Origin of the sequence: Kangiella shandongensis (assembly GCF_020005365.1) — a bacterium.
Lineage (GTDB): Bacteria > Pseudomonadota > Gammaproteobacteria > Enterobacterales > Kangiellaceae > Kangiella > Kangiella shandongensis.
The window spans coordinates 93278-111531 of the sequence record NZ_JACNML010000008.1; the positions used below are offsets into that span (position 1 = coordinate 93278).

The 18254-nt window shown below is 47.7% G+C and carries 18 protein-coding genes; 8 read left to right on the forward strand and 10 right to left on the reverse strand.

The window, feature by feature from the left end; genetic code table 11:
* Window positions 1-41: 41 nt before the first annotated feature.
* The 7 genes from ilvD to H7708_RS10110 all read right to left on the reverse strand — a co-directional run bounded on the left by ilvD (window position 42) and on the right by H7708_RS10110 (window position 8805).
* Window positions 42-1871 carry a dihydroxy-acid dehydratase gene (gene ilvD / locus H7708_RS10080; RefSeq protein ID WP_223670653.1) on the reverse strand — a complete coding sequence of 610 codons (1830 nt, stop codon included), beginning with the start codon at window positions 1869-1871 and terminating at the stop codon, window positions 42-44.
* Window positions 1864-2814 (reverse strand): branched-chain amino acid transaminase, encoded by a 951-nt coding sequence (locus tag H7708_RS10085; RefSeq protein WP_223670654.1) that lies wholly within the window; start codon window positions 2812-2814, stop codon window positions 1864-1866. The genes ilvD and H7708_RS10085 overlap by 8 nt, the downstream gene beginning before the upstream one ends.
* Window positions 2807-4453 carry a citramalate synthase gene (cimA, locus tag H7708_RS10090; RefSeq protein WP_223670655.1) on the reverse strand — a complete coding sequence of 549 codons (1647 nt, stop codon included), beginning with the start codon at window positions 4451-4453 and terminating at the stop codon, window positions 2807-2809. The genes H7708_RS10085 and cimA overlap by 8 nt, the downstream gene beginning before the upstream one ends.
* Window positions 4446-4715, reverse strand: coding sequence for an acetolactate synthase 2 small subunit (gene ilvM / locus H7708_RS10095; RefSeq protein WP_223670656.1), 270 nt, complete (start codon window positions 4713-4715; stop codon window positions 4446-4448). The genes cimA and ilvM overlap by 8 nt, the downstream gene beginning before the upstream one ends.
* On the reverse strand, window positions 4712-6409 hold the full coding sequence (gene ilvG, locus H7708_RS10100; RefSeq protein ID WP_223670657.1) for an acetolactate synthase 2 catalytic subunit: 1698 nt from the start codon (window positions 6407-6409) through the stop codon (window positions 4712-4714). Before ilvG ends, ilvM begins: the two co-directional genes overlap by 4 nt.
* Window positions 6410-6422: 13 nt before the next feature.
* Entirely contained in the window at window positions 6423-7439 is a 1017-nt protein-coding gene (gene ilvC / locus H7708_RS10105; protein ID WP_223670658.1) for a ketol-acid reductoisomerase, read from the reverse strand.
* A 556-nt stretch (window positions 7440-7995) separates the two neighbouring features.
* Entirely contained in the window at window positions 7996-8805 is an 810-nt protein-coding gene (locus H7708_RS10110) for a UDP-2,3-diacylglucosamine diphosphatase (protein WP_223670659.1), read from the reverse strand.
* Window positions 8806-8975: 170 nt separating this feature from the next.
* Here H7708_RS10110 and H7708_RS10115 point away from each other — a divergent pair, with 170 nt between their 5' ends.
* Together H7708_RS10115 and H7708_RS13435 are read left to right on the forward strand one after the other, a co-directional pair.
* Complete coding sequence (locus H7708_RS10115; protein ID WP_223670660.1) at window positions 8976-10568, forward strand: BamA/TamA family outer membrane protein; 1593 nt, start codon at window positions 8976-8978, stop codon at window positions 10566-10568.
* Window positions 10569-10768: 200 nt separating this feature from the next.
* Window positions 10769-10900 carry a hypothetical protein gene (locus H7708_RS13435; protein ID WP_268884898.1) on the forward strand — a complete coding sequence of 44 codons (132 nt, stop codon included), beginning with the start codon at window positions 10769-10771 and terminating at the stop codon, window positions 10898-10900.
* Here the strand turns inward: H7708_RS13435 and H7708_RS10120 are convergent.
* Window positions 10897-11976 carry a glycosyltransferase family 9 protein gene (locus tag H7708_RS10120; RefSeq protein ID WP_223670661.1) on the reverse strand — a complete coding sequence of 360 codons (1080 nt, stop codon included), beginning with the start codon at window positions 11974-11976 and terminating at the stop codon, window positions 10897-10899. The genes H7708_RS13435 and H7708_RS10120 overlap by 4 nt on opposite strands.
* Window positions 11977-12058: 82 nt before the next feature.
* Between H7708_RS10120 and H7708_RS10125 the strand changes: the two genes are divergently transcribed.
* Window positions 12059-12787: a 3-deoxy-D-manno-octulosonic acid kinase gene (locus tag H7708_RS10125; protein WP_223670662.1), complete on the forward strand. Its 729-nt coding sequence runs from the start codon at window positions 12059-12061 to the stop codon at window positions 12785-12787.
* Here H7708_RS10125 and H7708_RS10130 read toward each other — a convergent pair whose 3' ends face one another.
* Both H7708_RS10130 and H7708_RS10135 read right to left on the reverse strand, forming a co-directional pair.
* Window positions 12788-13795 (reverse strand): hypothetical protein, encoded by a 1008-nt coding sequence (locus H7708_RS10130; protein ID WP_223670663.1) that lies wholly within the window; start codon window positions 13793-13795, stop codon window positions 12788-12790.
* Entirely contained in the window at window positions 13776-14036 is a 261-nt protein-coding gene (locus H7708_RS10135; protein ID WP_223670664.1) for a twin transmembrane helix small protein, read from the reverse strand. The genes H7708_RS10130 and H7708_RS10135 overlap by 20 nt, the downstream gene beginning before the upstream one ends.
* Before the next feature lie 116 nt (window positions 14037-14152).
* Between H7708_RS10135 and H7708_RS10140 the strand changes: the two genes are divergently transcribed.
* From H7708_RS10140 to H7708_RS10160, 5 genes are read left to right on the forward strand one after another with little or no spacing between them, the layout of a single operon-like run.
* Complete coding sequence (locus tag H7708_RS10140) at window positions 14153-14953, forward strand: SURF1 family protein (RefSeq protein ID WP_223670665.1); 801 nt, start codon at window positions 14153-14155, stop codon at window positions 14951-14953.
* Window positions 14934-15536 carry a hypothetical protein gene (locus H7708_RS10145; RefSeq protein WP_223670666.1) on the forward strand — a complete coding sequence of 201 codons (603 nt, stop codon included), beginning with the start codon at window positions 14934-14936 and terminating at the stop codon, window positions 15534-15536. The genes H7708_RS10140 and H7708_RS10145 overlap by 20 nt, the downstream gene beginning before the upstream one ends.
* A gap of 10 nt (window positions 15537-15546) precedes the next feature.
* Window positions 15547-16641, forward strand: a complete 1095-nt coding sequence (locus H7708_RS10150) for a COX15/CtaA family protein (RefSeq protein ID WP_223670667.1) — start codon at window positions 15547-15549, stop codon at window positions 16639-16641.
* A complete protein-coding gene (cyoE, locus tag H7708_RS10155) occupies window positions 16631-17545 on the forward strand; it encodes a heme o synthase (protein ID WP_223670668.1) in 915 nt (304 codons plus the stop codon). Before H7708_RS10150 ends, cyoE begins: the two co-directional genes overlap by 11 nt.
* A gap of 37 nt (window positions 17546-17582) precedes the next feature.
* A complete protein-coding gene (locus H7708_RS10160; RefSeq protein WP_223670669.1) occupies window positions 17583-18251 on the forward strand; it encodes an SCO family protein in 669 nt (222 codons plus the stop codon).
* Window positions 18252-18254: the final 3 nt, after the last annotated feature.

Here is an 18254-nt window from a genome sequence, read left to right on the forward strand (position 1 = left end):
CCTTTTTGAACTTGATGAGATCCCTCACACGACCAGAATAATTACTCAATGACTCGTGCGGCACCTCTATCGGCACTGAGCGCATGTTGCGCATAAACTTTGAGTGCCGATGACACCGGGCGCTGTCGTGAACGAGGATACCAGCCTAACGCATTTTGCTCATTACGCCTTGCTGTGAGTTCATCGTCTTTGACATGCAGTGATAAGTCACGCTGGGCAATATTGATAGCGATAGTGTCACCATCCCTGATCAGTCCAATAACACCTTCGCTCGCTGCCTCTGGTGACACATGACCAATGGACAGGCCTGAAGTGCCTCCAGAAAACCGGCCGTCCGTAATGAGTGCACAATGTTGATCCAGCCCTTTCGATTTTAGATAGCTGGTGGGGTAGAGCATTTCCTGCATACCCGGTCCACCCGATGGACCTTCGTAGCGGATAACCACGACGTCACCTTTCTGTATTTGATTGCTCAGAATGGCTTCGACGGCGCTATCCTGACTTTCAAATACTCGCGCTTTGCCGGTAAAAGTTAAAAGCTCCTGTGGTACCGCAGCTGTTTTGATGATGGCACCATTGGGAGCAAGGTTACCGTATAAAACAGCAAGACCACCGTCCTGACTGTAGGCGTGCTCGATATTTCGAATGCAACCGTTCGAGCGATCGCTGTCTACAGAGTCATAATGGCAGGACTGACTGAAGGCCTGTTGAGTTGGGATGCCGGCAGGTCCTGCCTGATAAAATTGTTTAATCGCATCATCGGTGGCTGTCTGGATATCCCACTGTTGAATAAGATCCCCTATCGTTTTTTGTAAAACGGTTGGCTGGGTGGTATTGAGGAGATTCGCTCGGCTAAGTTCACCGAGAATGGCCATAACCCCGCCAGCGCGATGGACATCTTCCATATGATAGTTTTTTGTGGCCGGAGCAACTTTGCACAGGTTGGGTACTTGTCGGGATAAACGATCGATATCCTGTAAGCTAAAGTCGATCTGACCTTCATGAGCTGCTGCTAACAAATGCAGCACCGTGTTGGTCGATCCGCCCATGGCAATATCGAGGCTCATGGCGTTGATAAACGATTTTCGGTTGGCGATATTGCGTGGCAATACGGATTCATCGCCTTGCTCATAATAGTGGCGACAAAGGTCGACAATCTGGCGCCCGGCGGTTAAGAATAATTCCTTGCGATCAGAGTGTGTTGCCAAGAGCGAGCCGTTGCCCGGTAAGGCTAATCCCAAGGCTTCGGTAAGACAGTTCATGGAATTGGCGGTGAACATACCGGAGCAGGAACCGCAAGTAGGGCAGGCGCTACGCTCGACCTGTTCGCAATCTTCATCACTGACATCAGGATCTGCCGCTGTGACCATAGCGTCAACCAAGTCGAGCTTAATCAGTTGATCTGACAGTTTGGTTTTACCGGCTTCCATCGGACCACCTGAGACAAAAATGACAGGGATGTTAAGACGCATGGCTGCCAGCAGCATGCCCGGTGTAATCTTGTCGCAATTTGAGATGCAGATCAGCGCATCGGCACAATGAGCATTAGCCATATACTCGACCGAGTCGGCAATAATTTCACGCGACGGTAGTGAGTAGAGCATGCCAGCATGGCCCATGGCGATGCCGTCATCGATAGCGATGGTATTAAACTCTTTAGCAATACCACCGGCTTTCTCAATTTCTGTGGCGACTAACTGCCCCATGTCTTTTAAGTGGACGTGACCGGGAACAAATTGCGTGAATGAATTACAGACCGCGATGATGGGTTTACCAAAATCTTGATCTTTAACGCCAGTGGCTCGCCACAGGGCGCGAGCACCCGCCATGTTCCTGCCGTGAGTAGAAGTCTTAGAGCGATAGTCAGGCATAAGATGTTTCCTCAATAGCGTTGACGGTTTCCAGCCAGCCGTATTCATCTTCAGTGGTGCCGTTAAACAGGCCAAAAAAGGCTTGTTGTAATTTTGCCGTAATGGGGCCGCGTGTACCCGAGCCAACCGCCAGATCATCAACACTTTTTATGGGCACAATTTCGGCTGCTGTACCAGTCATAAAAGCTTCGTCGGCGAGATATAGCGCTTCACGTGTCATGTTTTGCTCGATGACTTCATAGCCCATCTGGCGTGCTAAGGTCATCACCGTATCGCGTGTAATGCCCGGCAAAATAGAGGCGGTAAATGGTGGTGTATAAAGTGTTTTGTTTCTCACCACAAAAATATTTTCGCCAGAGCCTTCGGAAATATAACCGTTCACATCAAGAGCGATACCTTCAACATAACCTTTACGTGTGGCTTCACCGACGATCAGTTGTGACGACAGGTAATTACCTCCTGCCTTGGCCGCCGCCGGAATAGTATTAGGCGCGACCCGGTTCCAGGAGGAAATACAGACATCAACACCCTGCTCAATGGAATCATTGCCTAAATAGGAGTCCCATGGAAACGCCGCAATGGATACGTCAACCGGGTTGTTGCTTGGACTGACACCGATAGAGCCATAGCCAAAAAATGCCACTGGACGCAAGTAAGCATCACGCAAGGTGTTGCTACTGATTACCTGGTGGCATGCTTCGAGCAGTTCGTCGAAAGAGTAGGGGATGCTCATGCGATAAATTTTAGCCGACAAATATAAACGTTCGATGTGTTCACGCAAACGAAAAAATGCGGGGCCCTTATCCGTATCGTAACAGCGAATGCCTTCGAACACAGATGAGCCATAATGGATAGCATGACTAAGGACATGAACCTGTGCCTGTTGCCATGGAACTGTCTTACCGTTAAACCAGATATATTCAGGGGGATTAATTTTAGCCATTAAGAGTCTCCTCGTTGTCGTCGGTATTGGTCGGTACGTCAACGGCGTTTGAATGATGACGATACTTAATTAAAAAGAGTTCATAGCTGTCCACCAGCGCCTGCGTGCTGGCCTGAATGATATTGTCAGAGCAGCCGATGGTCGCCCAGTGGTGGCCGTTAAAACCGGACTGGATCCAGACGCGTGTGGTGGCAGCCGAAGCTTTTTGTGGATTAATAATTGATACTTTGTAGTCAGTTAGCTTCATTGCCTTGAGTTGCGGATAAAATCCTATTAAGGATTTCTTCAGGGCTCGATTCAGTGCATCAACCGGCCCGGGAGCTTCTGCCGCAACGTGTGATACCGTATTACCCACCTCGAGCTTCACCGTAGCGATGCAGGGGTGTGTTTGTTTATCGGCAGCAAGAACAACATCACTGGTGTGGATCTGAATGTTTAAAATGTTAAAGCTTGCCTGGTAAGACGGCTCTTGTTTTCGCAATAGCATCTCGAAGGAGCCGGGAGCATTTTCCAAGGTCAACCCTGTTTGTTCGAGCGACTTAATATTGCTTAACACTTGCTGGAAATTACGCGACACGTCGAGCCCCAGCTTTTTTGCCTGCAATTTAATGTTTGCCTTACCAGACAGCTCTGATATAGAAATTTGACGGTGGTTACCGACCAGCTCAGGGGCAATATGTTCATAGGTATCGCTCGCTTCGCTGATAGCGGCAACATGAATTCCCCCTTTGTGATTAAATGCATGATGACCAACAAAAGCCGCGCTATTGTTCAGCGGAATGTTAGTTATGTCGGCAACATCATGTGCCAGCTGGGTAAGGCGCCCTGAATCAATGGTTGAGGTGAGTTTGAACTCATCGTTATAGGGTGACTTTAGCTGAAGGTTGGCTAATACACTGAGTAGGTTAGCGTTACCGCAGCGCTCGCCGTAACCATTGACGGTTCCCTGGATCAGAGATGCACCGGAGCTCACGGCGAGTAAACTGTTGGCCACAGCCATATCACAGTCATTATGACAATGAATGCCTAAACTTAACTGAGGGAACTGTTGCCGAATGGATGTTACCGCCGCGGCTATTTCCTGCGGCATACTGCCGCCATTGGTATCACACAGCGTGACATTATCAACCCCGGCATTGAGCGCTACCTGTATGCACTGCTCAACATATTCACGGTTGTGTTTAAAACCATCGAAAAAATGCTCGGCATCAAGAATAACTTCGCGCCGATGCTGTTTTAAGAAGCGAATGGTGTCATAAATCATTTCCAGGTTTTCGCTCAACTCGGTTCGCAGTACTTTTTCAACATGATAGCTCCAAAACTTACAGACAATAGCGATAACAGGAGTGTCAGCATCAAGCAGTGCTTTGACCTGTGGATCATGTTCGACTGCTATGTAAGGCTTGCGCGTCGAACCAAAGGCAACTAATTTTGTATGCTTCAGTTTGAGTCGTTTTACGCGTTGAAAGTAGGCTTCATCTTTCGGGTTCGAGCCAGGCCAGCCCCCTTCGATATAATCAAAACCAAAATCGTCTAATTTCTGCGTAAGCGTCAGTTTATCGTCTAACGAATAACTGATGCCTTTGCTCTGGGCACCATCTCTCAGTGTCGTGTCGTATAGATAAAGTCGTTTATTCATTACCGAGACAACTCCTGAGTTTAGAGTGTGCCTGTTGATGCACCTCAACAACGTCTACCAATTTATGCAGCTGGTGATAAAGGTTCTCAGCGGAGCGTTCGCTGGTGAGTTGTAAGGTCACGCTCATGCCATTTTCCAAAGCTTCTTCGCGAGCCAGGCAGTAATTTACTTCGAATCCTCGGTGGCGAATGAGACGAAGAATTCGTTCCAAACTACCGGTTGATTGGCGAAGAATGATTTTGAACGTATTGGTATTCATCATGTTTTGATCTCCTCAATATAATCACTATTACTTTTACCGGGTGGAACTAATGGCCAGACGTTGTCGTCAGGATCGATGGCAACGTGTAGCAGAAAGCTTCCTTTCGTATTCAGGAAGGTTTGTAGCGCGTGTTCGACTTCTTCAGCTTTATTAATCGACAGGCTTGGTACCTCGAAAGCTTGCGCTAAACGGCAGAAATCTGGGTTATCGGAAAGGTCGATTTCACTAAAGCGTTTATCGAAAAATAAGCTCTGCCACTGTCTGACCATACCCAGCCGCTGGTTGTCGAGTAGCAGAATTTTGACGTCAATGTTGTAGCGCTTCAGGGTCGCCAGTTCTTGAATATTCATCATGATAGAGCCGTCGCCTGAGACATTGATTACGGTGCATTCAGGTTGAGCCAGCTTGGCTCCTATTGCGGCCGGTAGCCCATAACCCATGGCCCCCAGGCCCCCACTGCTGAGGTGGTGGTGGGGGGCGTGGAATTGCATGTGTTGAGCCACCCACATTTGGTGTTGGCCAACATCGCAGCTGATGAAAGTGTTACTACCTGAACTTAAACACGATAGGCGATGCAGTAATGCCGGTGCATAGATCGATGTAAACGGTGCGTCATAACGAGCCGCCAGTCGAGCCTTATCCTGCAGGCATTGATAACGCCACTGATGAGCATTGTGATGCTGAAAACGAGGTAAGGTGTGTTGGTGCAATTGCCGCAATACAGTGCTCATGGAGCCGACCAGACTGACATCGGTTTGGCGCAGTTTATTAATTTCGGCACGATCACAGTCGATGTGAATCACTTTGGCGTCGGGAGCGAACAACTGCAGATTGCCTGTCGCGCGATCATCGAGGCGAGCCCCTACTACCAGCAACAGGTCACAGGCCTGAACGGCATTATTAGCTGTCTTAGTGCCGTGCATACCCAGCATTCCCAGGTTGTAACTATGGTCGCTTGGAATAGCGCCAATACCTTTCAGGGTAGTCACCGTGGGTAGTTTAAACTCGTCCACCAGCTGCTTCAGTTCGCCGCAGGACTGGGCCAGCCCAACGCCACCGCCGGCATAAACCAGTGGCCTGCTGCTTTGTGATAGCAGTAAGCTGGCACTCTCAATGCTTTCTGCTGGTAGCTCGGAGGTTGAATGTGCCTTGAGCTGAGTATCCAGTTGCTGACTATAAGCCAAACTGGCCGCAGGTAACTCCGCTAGTTGTACATCTTTGGCTATATCAACCAAAACCGGTCCCGGACGACCATGTTGTGCCAGCTGGATGGCTTCATTCAGCATACGCGGCAGATCTTCAATCCGCTGCACTAAATAACTGTGTTTAACGATGGGTAAGGATAACCCGTAGGTATCGACTTCCTGAAAAGCATCGGTGCCGATCAACTGCGAATTAACCTGTCCGGTTATGGTAAGTAATGGAACCGAGTCCATATAGGCATTCGCGATCCCAGTAACTAGGTTGGTCGCACCCGGCCCGGAGGTTGCCATACATACCCCCAGCCGAGCCGAAGCCCGGGCATAGCCGTCAGCAGCAAATACTGCTCCTTGTTCGTGTCGACAGAGCACATGCTTGATGCCGCTGCCTAAGAGCGCATCATAAATTGGCATGATGGCACCGCCAGGGTAGCCAAACACCGTCTCAACCTGATGTCGTTTTAAAGTTTTGATTAAGTAATCTGCACCACGCATAACATCACCTTCGCTAATTGATGGTTTGATCAACCAACGGCTTTTTCTTAATCCATGGCATCATGCCGCGCAGCTGCTCACCAACCGTTTCAATCGGGTGCTGGGCGTGAGCGCCTCTAAGCTGAAGTAACGTTTGGTAGTCGTTTCGACAGTCGTCGACATATTCTTTGGCGAATTGGCCGTTTTGGATCTCTTGCAGGATATCTTTCATCGCCGCTTTGGTATCTTTCGTGACCAGTCGATTACCGCGGGTTAAATCACCGTACTCAGCAGTGTTGGAAATTGAGTAGCGCATGGTGTTAATGCCACCTTCGTACATCAGATCGACGATCAATTTAAGTTCGTGTAGGCATTCGAAGTAAGCCATTTCCGGGGCGTAGCCTGCTTCGACCAAAGTTTCAAAACCAGCTTGAACCAGAGCTGCAGTACCGCCACACAGAACGGCCTGCTCGCCGAATAGATCGGTTTCGGTTTCTTCTTTAAAGGTCGTTTCGATAATGCCGGCACGGCCGCCACCGATAGCGCTAGCGTAGGCGTAGGCTTGCTGTTTCGTATCGCCAGTAACATCCTGATGAATGGCTACGAGGCAGGGTACGCCGCTACCTTCGGTATAAGTCGAGCGAACCGTATGACCGGGGCCTTTAGGCGCCACCATAAATACATTGATATCGTCGCGGGGATTGATTTGCTCAAAATGAACATTAAAGCCATGGGCGAAACCGAGGCTGGCACCAGCTTTTAAATTTGGCTTAACATACTGCTCGTAAACCGTGGGTTGATGTTCGTCTGGAAGTAACATCATAACCAGATCGGCGTCCTGCAATGCTTCTTCTATGGCGGCGCCGGGCATATTGCTGCGGCGTAACTTTTCAAAACTGCCTGAGCCCTGACGCAAGCCAACGGTAACGTCGAAATCACTGTCTTTTAGATTATTCGAATGGGCGTAGCCTTGCGAGCCATAGCCTAGAATAACGATTTTCTTGTCGTTAAGTACTTCGGTCTTAATGTCGTTGTCGTATGTCACTTTCATGATTGCTCCTGAACTTTTTTTGCTAAGTAAAAAAAAGCCCCCGGACTTTTCAGTGCGGGGGCTTGGTTATTTGTTATGCTTCTAACTCACATGCGCCCCCGTTGCGGTAATAAAATCACCACAATAATTAAGACGACGATAATGTTTGAAGTTAGAAAATTCATAATATAAAAAGCTACTTACATGAGTTGCACAGTGTCACTTGCACCATTTCGCTGGTGGTGTGCTTTACTTCAGTTTGTTGCTTGTCTCCTTCAGTACTGTGTACATATTCATTTGTTGGGGCCAAAAAAAAAGCCCCCGGACTTTTCAGTGCGGGGGCTTGGTCATTCGTCAGGTTTCTAACTCACACGCGCCCCCGTTGCGGTAATAAAATCACCACAATCACGTTGACGATAATGTTAGAAACTTGTTTTAGCATTTGAATGAACTCAATAATAATCGGTTAAATTTTTTCACCACTCGAGACTATCACAGTACTTGCGCTTTGCAAATAAAAAAGTGCGTTATGCCATGTGGTCAGATTAGTTGTATGTTGTTTGGTTATAAAGGGCTGCTAGTGAGTTACTGATATTTCAGTTATTTCCGGTGATAGAAGTTCGCTGCGCAGCTGGTGCCAGTCCAAAATGCTCAGGTGACCATCAAAGTCTTCCGCCAGTGCGGTACAGCTTTCGACCCAATCTCCGTCGTTGTAATAATTAATGCCATGAAACTGGCGTATCTCGGCATGATGGATGTGACCACAGACGATCCCATCTGCTTGTTTTTTGCTAGCGTGTTCGGCTGCTATTTTTTCAAACTGAGAGATATAACTGACGGCGTTTTTTACTTTCATCTTCAAGTGTGCGGATAGTGACCAGTAACCTTTATCGAAGCGTTCGCGAAATTTATTGATGGGACGGTTAAGTTTTAATAAGAACTCGTAGAGGTGATCACCAATTGTTGCCAGCCAAGGTGTAAAACGCATCACGTTATCGAAAATATCTCCATGCAAGACCAGCAGCCGCTCACCTCGAGCTGTCACATGAATATCATCTTCCAGGATCTTGACGCTACCCAGTGACATACCGGTATAGTTTCTAACAAGGGAGTCATGGTTGCCTGGAATAAAGATCACTTCGCAGCCTTTACGTCCTTTGCGGAGAATTTTTTGTACTACATCATTGTGTAGCTGAGGCCAGTACCAGCGATTTTTAAGCCGCCAGCAATCAATAATATCACCAACCAGGTATAACTTTTTGCACTCAATGTGCTGCAAAAATTCGAGAAGTAACTGTGCTTGGCAACCTTTGCTGCCGAGATGGGTATCGGAGAGCCAGATGGTACGGTAACGACGCTTTGTGCCGGGGTTCGAAGGTAACGTCATACTGCTAACCTTATCAATGCGATGAGGTTACTGTAACCATATCATATGACTATTTGATTACAGCTGGCCTACAATTTGATGTATGTTATGGAGTGTGTGACAGTTATTAGGGTAAATAATTATTTTACACTATGATGACTGTGAGAGTAATCAGACAAGACTAAAACTATATGCGACTGATATTTGGCGCAGTAACCTATATTCTATTGTTCACTGCAGCTATTTCAGCAACTGCTGCTGATAAGAATAAACGGTATAAGATCAACGATATTCAGATCGTGACGCAGCCTATCTTTAGTGAAGAGGAGCGAACCGGCTGGATCTATCAGACTGCCGATGAGTTGCATATTGATACTAAGCCTTATGTTATCGAGCGGCTGTTACCTTTTAAAACTGGTGATATGGTGAGTCCTCGTATGCTGGAGGAGGCTGCCCGAATTTTAAGACAGCAGGATTTTTTCAGGGACGCCGAGATTCGTTGGGAGGCTTCGGACGGGGGGATTAATCTTCTGGTGGAAGTCTGGGAAACCTGGACGCTGATACCAACAGTGGATATCAGCCGAGAAGGGGGCGTCACCGAATATACTTACGGTATTGAAGACGACAATCTGCTAGGGCATGGCCTCAGAGCAACATTGGAATACTTTAAAGAAGATGATCGTACCGGTTATACCTTTGTTCTGGCGTCCGATGTTTCAACCGAACACCATATTCAAAGCGCGGTTGCCTTATCCAATAATTCGGATGGCGAGCAATATTCTTTTTCCGTCAGAAGACCTTTTTATACCCTGGAAGACACCTGGGCCGCAGGCGTGAATTTTAATTCCCAGCGACTACGCGATACGATTTATAGCAACGACGAGGCAGCAAATATATTTGAGCAGGAAATTGATGAGTACGATTTATCCTACGGCCTGTCTCAAGGAATTATAGATGACCACATTGTGCGTTTTTTGCTGGGTTACAGTTATGAAGAAAACTACTTTGAGCCAGTGGCCGAGACAGTCGCGCTACCCTATGATCGTGGTCTGGAGTATTTCTGGGCGGGATTAGAATATCAGCAGGACCGATTCATTAAGACTAAAAACCTTTATCTCATAGATCGCACTGAGGACGTGCAGCTGGGGTGGTACCATCAGCTTAAGCTCGGTTATAACAGCTCGAGGCTGGGCAAGGAAAAAGGGGTTGTGGGATTCTGGCGTGGCCGGTTTGTTGAAAAGCCCGATGATGATCATTTGTTGCATTTTTTTGCTCGTTTGAGCTCAGAAGGAAAGAGCATTGACCGGGGCGGTAACGATGTTGGGACGACCGCTTATTATGGGGTAGGGCTTGAGCATTTTTATCATTCGAGCAGAGAGCATATCTGGTATACTAGATTACAGTATCGTGGTGCGGATAATCCGTATATTGACCGGCCGATTTCATTGGGTGGAGAGTCCGGTTTAAGAGGATACCCACTGGAGTATCTACACGGTGAAGAAAGCTATCTGATCAATCTCGAGCGACGCTTCTATCCGGGAGTGACCTGGTTTAAATTATTAAATGTTGGTTATGCCGGTTTTATTGATGCTGGCAAGGTAAGCGGCTTTACACCTTACACGAATCAGGAGAGCGGCTTACTGGCCAGTGCCGGAGTCGGGTTGCGTTTGTTTATTGCTCGTTCCAGTGGTCGCAAGGTGATCAACATCGACTTTGCTTCGCCGATAAACTCGGATTTCTTAAGCGGAGTTGACGTCAGTATTACCTTAAAAGCCAGCTTTTAGCCCGTGAAATTGCGTAAAAAACTATGAGAGTTATGACATATCTAGACACACTTTGGCGTTATCTGGTTGAAAGTGTGGCTATCTTTTTGCCCCCGCAATAGTTATTTACATTTACAAACACACATATCCTCAAAAATGGTATTTCATAGACCTAAAGCGCAAGACATTGATTGTTTAAAAACTGTAGTGAGGATATGACCATGAAACAGAATAGAAAGGTTCCGGTCCATTTTGACGACGACGCCTATGATGTACAGGATTTATTTTTTGATGCCTGTACGGTAGTGATTACGCTGGTTCTTATCGGTATGGTGTTATACGCTATCGTCTAATGAGCTTCTTCATCCAGTGGTTGCTCTAGGCCATAGAAATCGATGGCCTTTGTGACCAGCTGTTGAACCTGCTCTACGCTAATGTCTTCCATTAAAGCGTCGCCTTTCAGGCGATAGCCCCAGGGAATGTCGTCGACGGAGCAACTGAGCTCCTCTGACGCTCTTGGAGAATAAGCATCGGCGATAAAGCGCTGATAAAGGTAGGGACCGGTTCTATTGGGATTGCTGTGGGCATACAGACCTATCACTGGCGTGTTCTGTGTTACTGCCATGTGCGCCGGACCTGAGTCGGGGGCAATTACCAACTGGGCTTTGTTTAAGGTGAGCAGTAGCTGTTTTAGATCGGTCTGGCCCGCGAGATTAATCATGTAGGCGCGAGAAGCCTGATCAATATCGTGACAGAGCTGTTTTTCTGTATCCGAGGGGCCGCCGGTTAACAGCACCACATACCCCAGCTGATGACAAAAGTCTGCGATGGCGGCATAGCGCTCGGTTAACCAGTTTCGCTCGGCTTTGCTCGCCGCCGGCGAAATAACAATAAACGGCTCTTTGGGTAAATAGTTGGTCGCCCAGGCTTTTGCTTCATGCGGAATGGGGATGTCCCAGCGAGGTAATTCGTCTTCTACTCCTACAGCGCGAACAAAATCACGGAAGCCGTCCAGTACATGAAAGCCGCGGCTGTCATGGATATGTTCGTTAACGAACACTGAATGCAACTCTTTACTGCGCTCTTTGGCAAACCCGATTTTGCGGCTGGCAGGGATAAAGAATGCGGCCAGGTTGGCGCGGAATGCCAGTTGCATATGCAGTAGTACATCAAACTGACGTCCTTTCATGGCTTTGCTCAGGTCGCGATAGGCTTTCCATCCGCGGCTTTTATCGAATACCACAAACTCGATCCCCGGCAAGTCACCGATCAGCTTTTCTTCGACTTTACCAATGACCCAGGTTATGGAGGTCTTTGGGTTTGCTCGCTGCATGGCTTGAATTGATGATACTGCATGGCACACATCGCCAATTGCAGAAAGACGCAATACACAAATAGATCTCAGACTGGTGGTGGTTTGGGCCGTCAAAGCATTGCTCAGAATGTTAGGGATAGATCAGATTTTAATGTATAGTATGGCATAAACCAACCGCGTAATTGATTGAGTTTACGTGAAAATTCAACAAATCGATAAAAACCGCTATCTGGTGGCAGTGGATAAGTACCGAGATAAGGTGACAAAGGATTGGTTTGACCCGGAGCAGCTTAGGCGCAATGATGAAATCATCGGTCAGTCGGTAGGACGTAATACGACGTATTTCTTCCAGAAAGACGAGCAGCGTTTTGTGCTGCGACGTTACTGTCGAGGCGGTATGGTCGCCCGATGGATTGAAGATAGCTACTTCTTTCTTGGCATAAAGAAGACCCGAGCTTACCGTGAACAGGCGATGTTACAGAAAATGCGTGAGCTGGCGTTGCCGGTGCCGGAGCCAGTGGCTTTACTGATCAGCAAAAAAGGTCTGAGCTACCGAGCATCCATTATTATCCGCTTGATTAAGGACTCGCAAGACCTGTTTCACATCTTACGTAAGCGAGCGCTTACTGATAGTGAATGGGGCGCGGTTGGAAACTTAATTCGACGCTTTCATCGGCAGGGCGTTTACCATGCCGATTTGAATATCCATAATATTTTGACGAACCATGATGGGGCTATGTGGTTGATCGACTTTGATCGCGGGCGCTTTGTCGAACCCAATGCGACGAATTTAGAAAGCAACCTGAGTCGGCTTAAACGTTCATTAGAAAAAGAAAGCAGGAAATGGCCGCAATTTCACTGGCGCGCGCCTGACTGGGAGCTGCTGATGAAAGGGTACCAGCAGTCCTCAGGACAAAACGACTAGTTATACGGAAATTAATGCCGCCATCATGGCAAACAGAGTAATGAAGCCGAACACGACCAGATAGATCAGACTGAAGGCGACAAATTTCAGACTGGTACGCCAATAGTTCTGACCGTAAAACCGTTTCATTGATATAAATAGATAGATCACCACCCAGAACAATAGAAGCCAGCCAAGTGGAATGACCTCAAGCCAACTCAAGCTTTGCCGCAGCTGATACCAGCCAAGGTAAAGTAGAATCATGGCAAACATGTAACAGTGAGAATGAATCAGCAGTACCAGATGTTCGACATAGAGGTGTCGTTTCATAAAGTACAGCAGCTGCAGCACCAACGCCAACAGAGGCATGGTAAAGAGAAAGGTTTGCGGTAATGCTTCGATTGCACTCTGGCCAAGCGATAACCCAAAGTGAACTTTGGCTTTGGCCTGTTTATCTTCTGGTAGATATTGGATGTTCTCGTAGGCTTCGCATAAGGCGGTGGCTTTTTTATCAAAGTAATCATCAAGCCACTGTGGCCATAGCTGAATAATTTGCTCACTATTGACGCACCTGCCGTTAAGCATGGCGGTTTGACCATTAATCGTAATGTTGTCACCTGTGCCGGGTATATCTCCGGGCTTTTCTGCCTCTTGCTGAACCTCTTCAATTGTTTGTTTTGCTTTTTTTTCAGCCAGTACTGTTTGCACATCAATTTCGATTTCAGTAAGGTTCAAGCCGCCAAAACTGGTCAGAAGAAAGAAAATGATGGAAAGAAAAATATATAGCCGGATCGGCGTTACGTAATGATTATTATGGTGGGAATTTTTGAAGTAGTCGATACTCAGTGCCGCAGGCTTAGCCAGAGCGGCAGCGGTCTTGTAGGCCTTTGAGTCGTAGCCAAACCAGTTCTCAACAAACTCCCACAATAGCTCTTTTACACTGCGGTGTGGGCGAAACGTCTTTTGCCCACACTGGCTGCAGTATTTATCTGGAGACGACGTTAAGGCGTTAGTCTTTTGTTGGCTCATCTTGGATTGACTCCTCGGCCTGATCCACCGGTAAGACGCCTTCCCGCATATTGATGAGATCGAAATGGTCGAGCAGCAGGACGAGTATAAATAGAGCTAAACTCAGGCCAATACGCCACATCAGAGACTTTAGCAGCTGCTTACTATTCTCTTCACCACCCTTGGTCAGGAAGAATAAACCTCGAAAAAGGCTGAATAATATAGCCAGCATCAATATAATAACGACAATTTTAACCCACATAGTGTGCTCTGCGATAATTTACGGCTTTTGTCGGCTCATTATACGAGAAATGTTGATGAGTGGAAGCTTTGAGATCAAGTGGTTATCGAGAGCGATGCATCATCACAGGTGTTGTTTTGAATGAATCTCCTGTAAAACCGCGGTTTTGGCAAAAGCCGTTAGTTAAAGTTAAAGTCGGTAAACGGACATTCCAGCCTCGCTTAATTCCAACGCTGGGCTTTATCCTGCTGTTGCCAGTATTATTGCGACTGGGTGTGTGGCAGCTCGACCGCGCCGAAGAAAAGCGTAACCTGATTAATGAGCTGGAAACCAAGTCGCAGGCAGAGCCAGTCCCGCTATCTGAAGCTCTGGAAACTGACGAACCGGATATGATGGCCGTACTGACCGAAGGGCAGCCGGTTTCGGGCGTAACCTTAGTTACTGATAACCAGACTCGAAACGGGCGCCTGGGTTACGAAGTGTACGGTTTGTGGCAGGCGAATGAGCTGCAGCAGCCAGTGCTGGTGAGCCGTGGCTGGCTGCCGCGTAAAGATTTTTACCAAAAGGTACCGGAAATTCCTCCTTTTAAGGCAAAGCAGCTGGCAGGAACCTTGTATTACTCCAAAGGAGCCAATGCCGTTGTTGCTAATAATGCTGTTTGGCAGGAGTTCGATGGTGTCTGGCTTTTAGGGCAATTCGATTTTCAAACTCTTGCAGAAAAAGTGAAGCAAATGGGGTATCATAGCGCCCCGTTTATCATCAGACTCAAGCCTGATGTGGACAGTGAATTCGTTCGGCAGTGGGAGGTTGTTGCCAGCCCGCCCGAAAAACACATCGCTTATGCGATCCAATGGTTTGCCATGGCCTTAGCTCTGGTAGTGTTATTTATCATTCTCAATTTGAAGCGAGTAAAGCACAATGAGTCAACAAGCAGTTGATCCTAAACAAAGGGCAAGTAACCGCCGGGTAGTTTCTGGTTTGGTACTACTTTTTGCTGCCCCTGTCATTTTAGCTTACATAGCCCATTATATGGGGTGGTTTAATGTTGCAACGCAAAACAACGGTAAATTGTTGGATGCACCATACCCTCATTTCGAGCAGTTCGAGTGGTCTTCAGCCGAAGGCGAACCTCTGCATTTTCGTGACTTCGAAACGCTTTGGTGGTGGATTTATGTGCCACGGTCGGATGAGTGTGAGACCACCTGTGAGACGACGGTTAAATGGTTAACCCGTACGCACTTAACTCTGGGCAAAGAAGCCGATAAGTTGAAGCGTTTGGTGGTGTTTCCATCCAAGGTGAATTATCAGGAAAAGGTCGAGAATACGGATAATATTATCCTGGCGCAGGGGCCGGTTAAAAGCAGTGCGACAGAATTAGAGCGCGGTAAGGTCTATCTGATGGATCCGCATGGCAATATTTTTATGCAGTATGAGCCGGTTAGCACCCAGGAAGAGGCTAAGGCAAGTAGTAAGGGAATTCGTGACGATGTCCGCAAGGCAATGAAAGTAACAGGGCTATAGCGAGTATCTTATGCAAAAACGTACATTACGCCGCTTAGCGGTTTTCGGCTGCTTTTTGGCCCTGTGTGTCATTTTATTAGGTGCCTGGACACGCCTGAGTGATGCCGGACTGGGTTGTCCTGACTGGCCGGGCTGCTATGGTCATTATACTGTGCCGGTCGATGCCGAATACATCAATGCGGCGGAATTAGAGTTCAACCAGAAGTTTGAAGCAGAAAAAGCATGGCCAGAAATGATCCATCGTTATTTTGCTTCAACCATCGGTTTAGTGATTATTGTATTATTCGTTGGTGCGCTACTGGGGCGTCGCAAAGATTCCAGCATACCGATTCTGTTACCGAGTATTTTGCTACCACTAGTGATATTTCAGGGATTATTAGGCATGTGGACGGTGACCTTGAAAGTGCATCCGTTTATTGTGATGGCCCACCTGCTCGGTGGCTTTTCAGTGCTGGCGCTGCTGTTCCTGTATGTGCTGCAACTGAGACCCAGGATTGTGTCGTTATCCGAAGTGGTGGCCAAGAAGTTTAAAAAACTGGCGTTAGCCGGTCTGGTGCTGGTTATTGTGCAAATCGCTCTCGGTGGCTGGACTGCATCCAACTATGCCGCCACGGCCTGTACCGAACTGCCTTTTTGTAATACGGGCTGGACCGATAATGCCGATTTTGCCGGTGGCTTTGACCTATGGCAGAAAGGCTTCGAGTTCGATGAGTTTAAACTGCATGAGCTGGAAAAAATGCAGGCGGATCTGGCGCACGCCCGTGGCGAAACCTTTATTAATTACGAAGGTGGCGTGTTAGCGCATGATGCCAAAGTGGCGATACACGTGACTCATCGTATCGGTGCCTATGTTGTCTTGATTCTGATCGGGCTGCTTGCCATCTTATTAATGCGTGAGCGCGATAGTGTGCTGTTGCGTCATCTCGGGCGAGTGTTAACGGTGGTTTTATTGGCACAAATGTTACTGGGTATCAGTAACGTTGTCTTTGGCTTACCATTATATGTGGCTGTCGCTCATAATGGCGGCGGTGCGATTCTGTTGCTAACCATGATAGCCGTGAACTTCGTGGTCAACTGGCAATTTAGGGGGAAGAATGTCAGCTGAAACTCAGTATAAAAATCCACGACCAATTACCTGGCGTGACTATTACGAACTCACCAAGCCCAAAGTGGTTTATCTGCTGGTTTTTACTGCCGTGGTGGGTATGTTTTTAGCGAATGACGTAACGCAAAGTTGGTTCCCACCTCTAAGTGCGTTGATTTTTGGTACCATCGGGATTGCACTGGCTTCTGGCGCGGCGGCGGTGGTGAACCATGTGGTGGATGCCCGTATTGATACCATGATGGCGCGAACACAGCAGCGCCCAGTCGCTCAAGGGCGCGTCAGCTCGGGCAAAGCGATCATGTTTTCGGCTGTGCTGGCGTTGATTGCTATGGGGCTGTTGTGGTTTCTGGTAAACCCGTTAACGGCAGTATTAACGCTGGGTGGCCTGGTTGGTTACGCTTTTATTTACACCATGTTCCTCAAGCGTGCGACGCCACAGAATATTGTGATTGGTGGTCTGTCAGGCGCTATTCCGCCATTGTTGGGTTGGACTTCTGTTACGGGCAGTGCCGATCCGCACGCCTGGCTGCTGGTACTGATTATCTTTACCTGGACACCACCGCATTTCTGGGCCTTGTCGATCCACCGCATTGAAGATTACGCTAAAGCTGAAATTCCTATGCTGCCAGTAACTCACGGCGAGGATTTCACTAAAACATCGATCGTGTTGTATACGGTGCTGTTAATTCTATCGACGTTGCTACCGTACCTGACACATATGAGCGGTATTATTTACCTGATTGGTGCGATAGCTCTTGGCCTGTGGTTCCTGTATTACACCATGGTGTTGAAGTATCGGGAGAAGGAAGGCATTGCCATGAAAACCTTTGGCGTTTCCATCGGTTATTTGACCTTATTGTTCGCGGTGTTGTTGATCGACCATTATGTGGATCCTTTTATCTAATTGAAGAATAACTGAATTGGTTTAAGCGAGAGTGTTTATGACAAAACAAGTTGGCTCAGCACGATTAATTATTATTTTAGTTGCCCTGCTGTCGATAGTCGTCGGTGTGGTTGGCTATCAGGTGCTGTTTGCTGAAAAGAAAATGGAGCTGATCCGTAATTTCGATCAACCTCGCTCAGTGATTGCTTTCGAGGGCAAAGCTCATAACGGGGAAACTTTCTCTGAGAGTAACCTTCTGGGGCAGTGGAGCATCGTGTTTTTTGGTTTTACGACCTGCCCTGATATCTGTCCGACAGCGATGACCAATATCAATGCCATGATGAACAACATCGATCCTGAGTTTGCTAAGGATACGCAGGTGGTGATGATGTCGGTCGATCCGGAGCGGGACACCTTAGACAAATTAGCGACATATGTACCTGCTTTTAACCCGGACTTTATTGGCGTCAATGCCGGCTGGGATGAAACGCAGAAACTGTCTAAGTCGATTGGTGTGAGTTTTTATAAAGCACCTATTGATGGGCGCCCGGATGATTATACGATCGATCACACGGCCCGCTGGTTTGTCATCGACCCGCTGGGGCGTCGCTATGCTTATATTTCCCCGAGCCAGATTCAACCGGGAAAAGATTTAATAAAGGTGGTTTCGAGCGACTACAACATTTTGCGCGAAAAGGCGGGTGAGCTGCACGCTACTGGACAATAACTG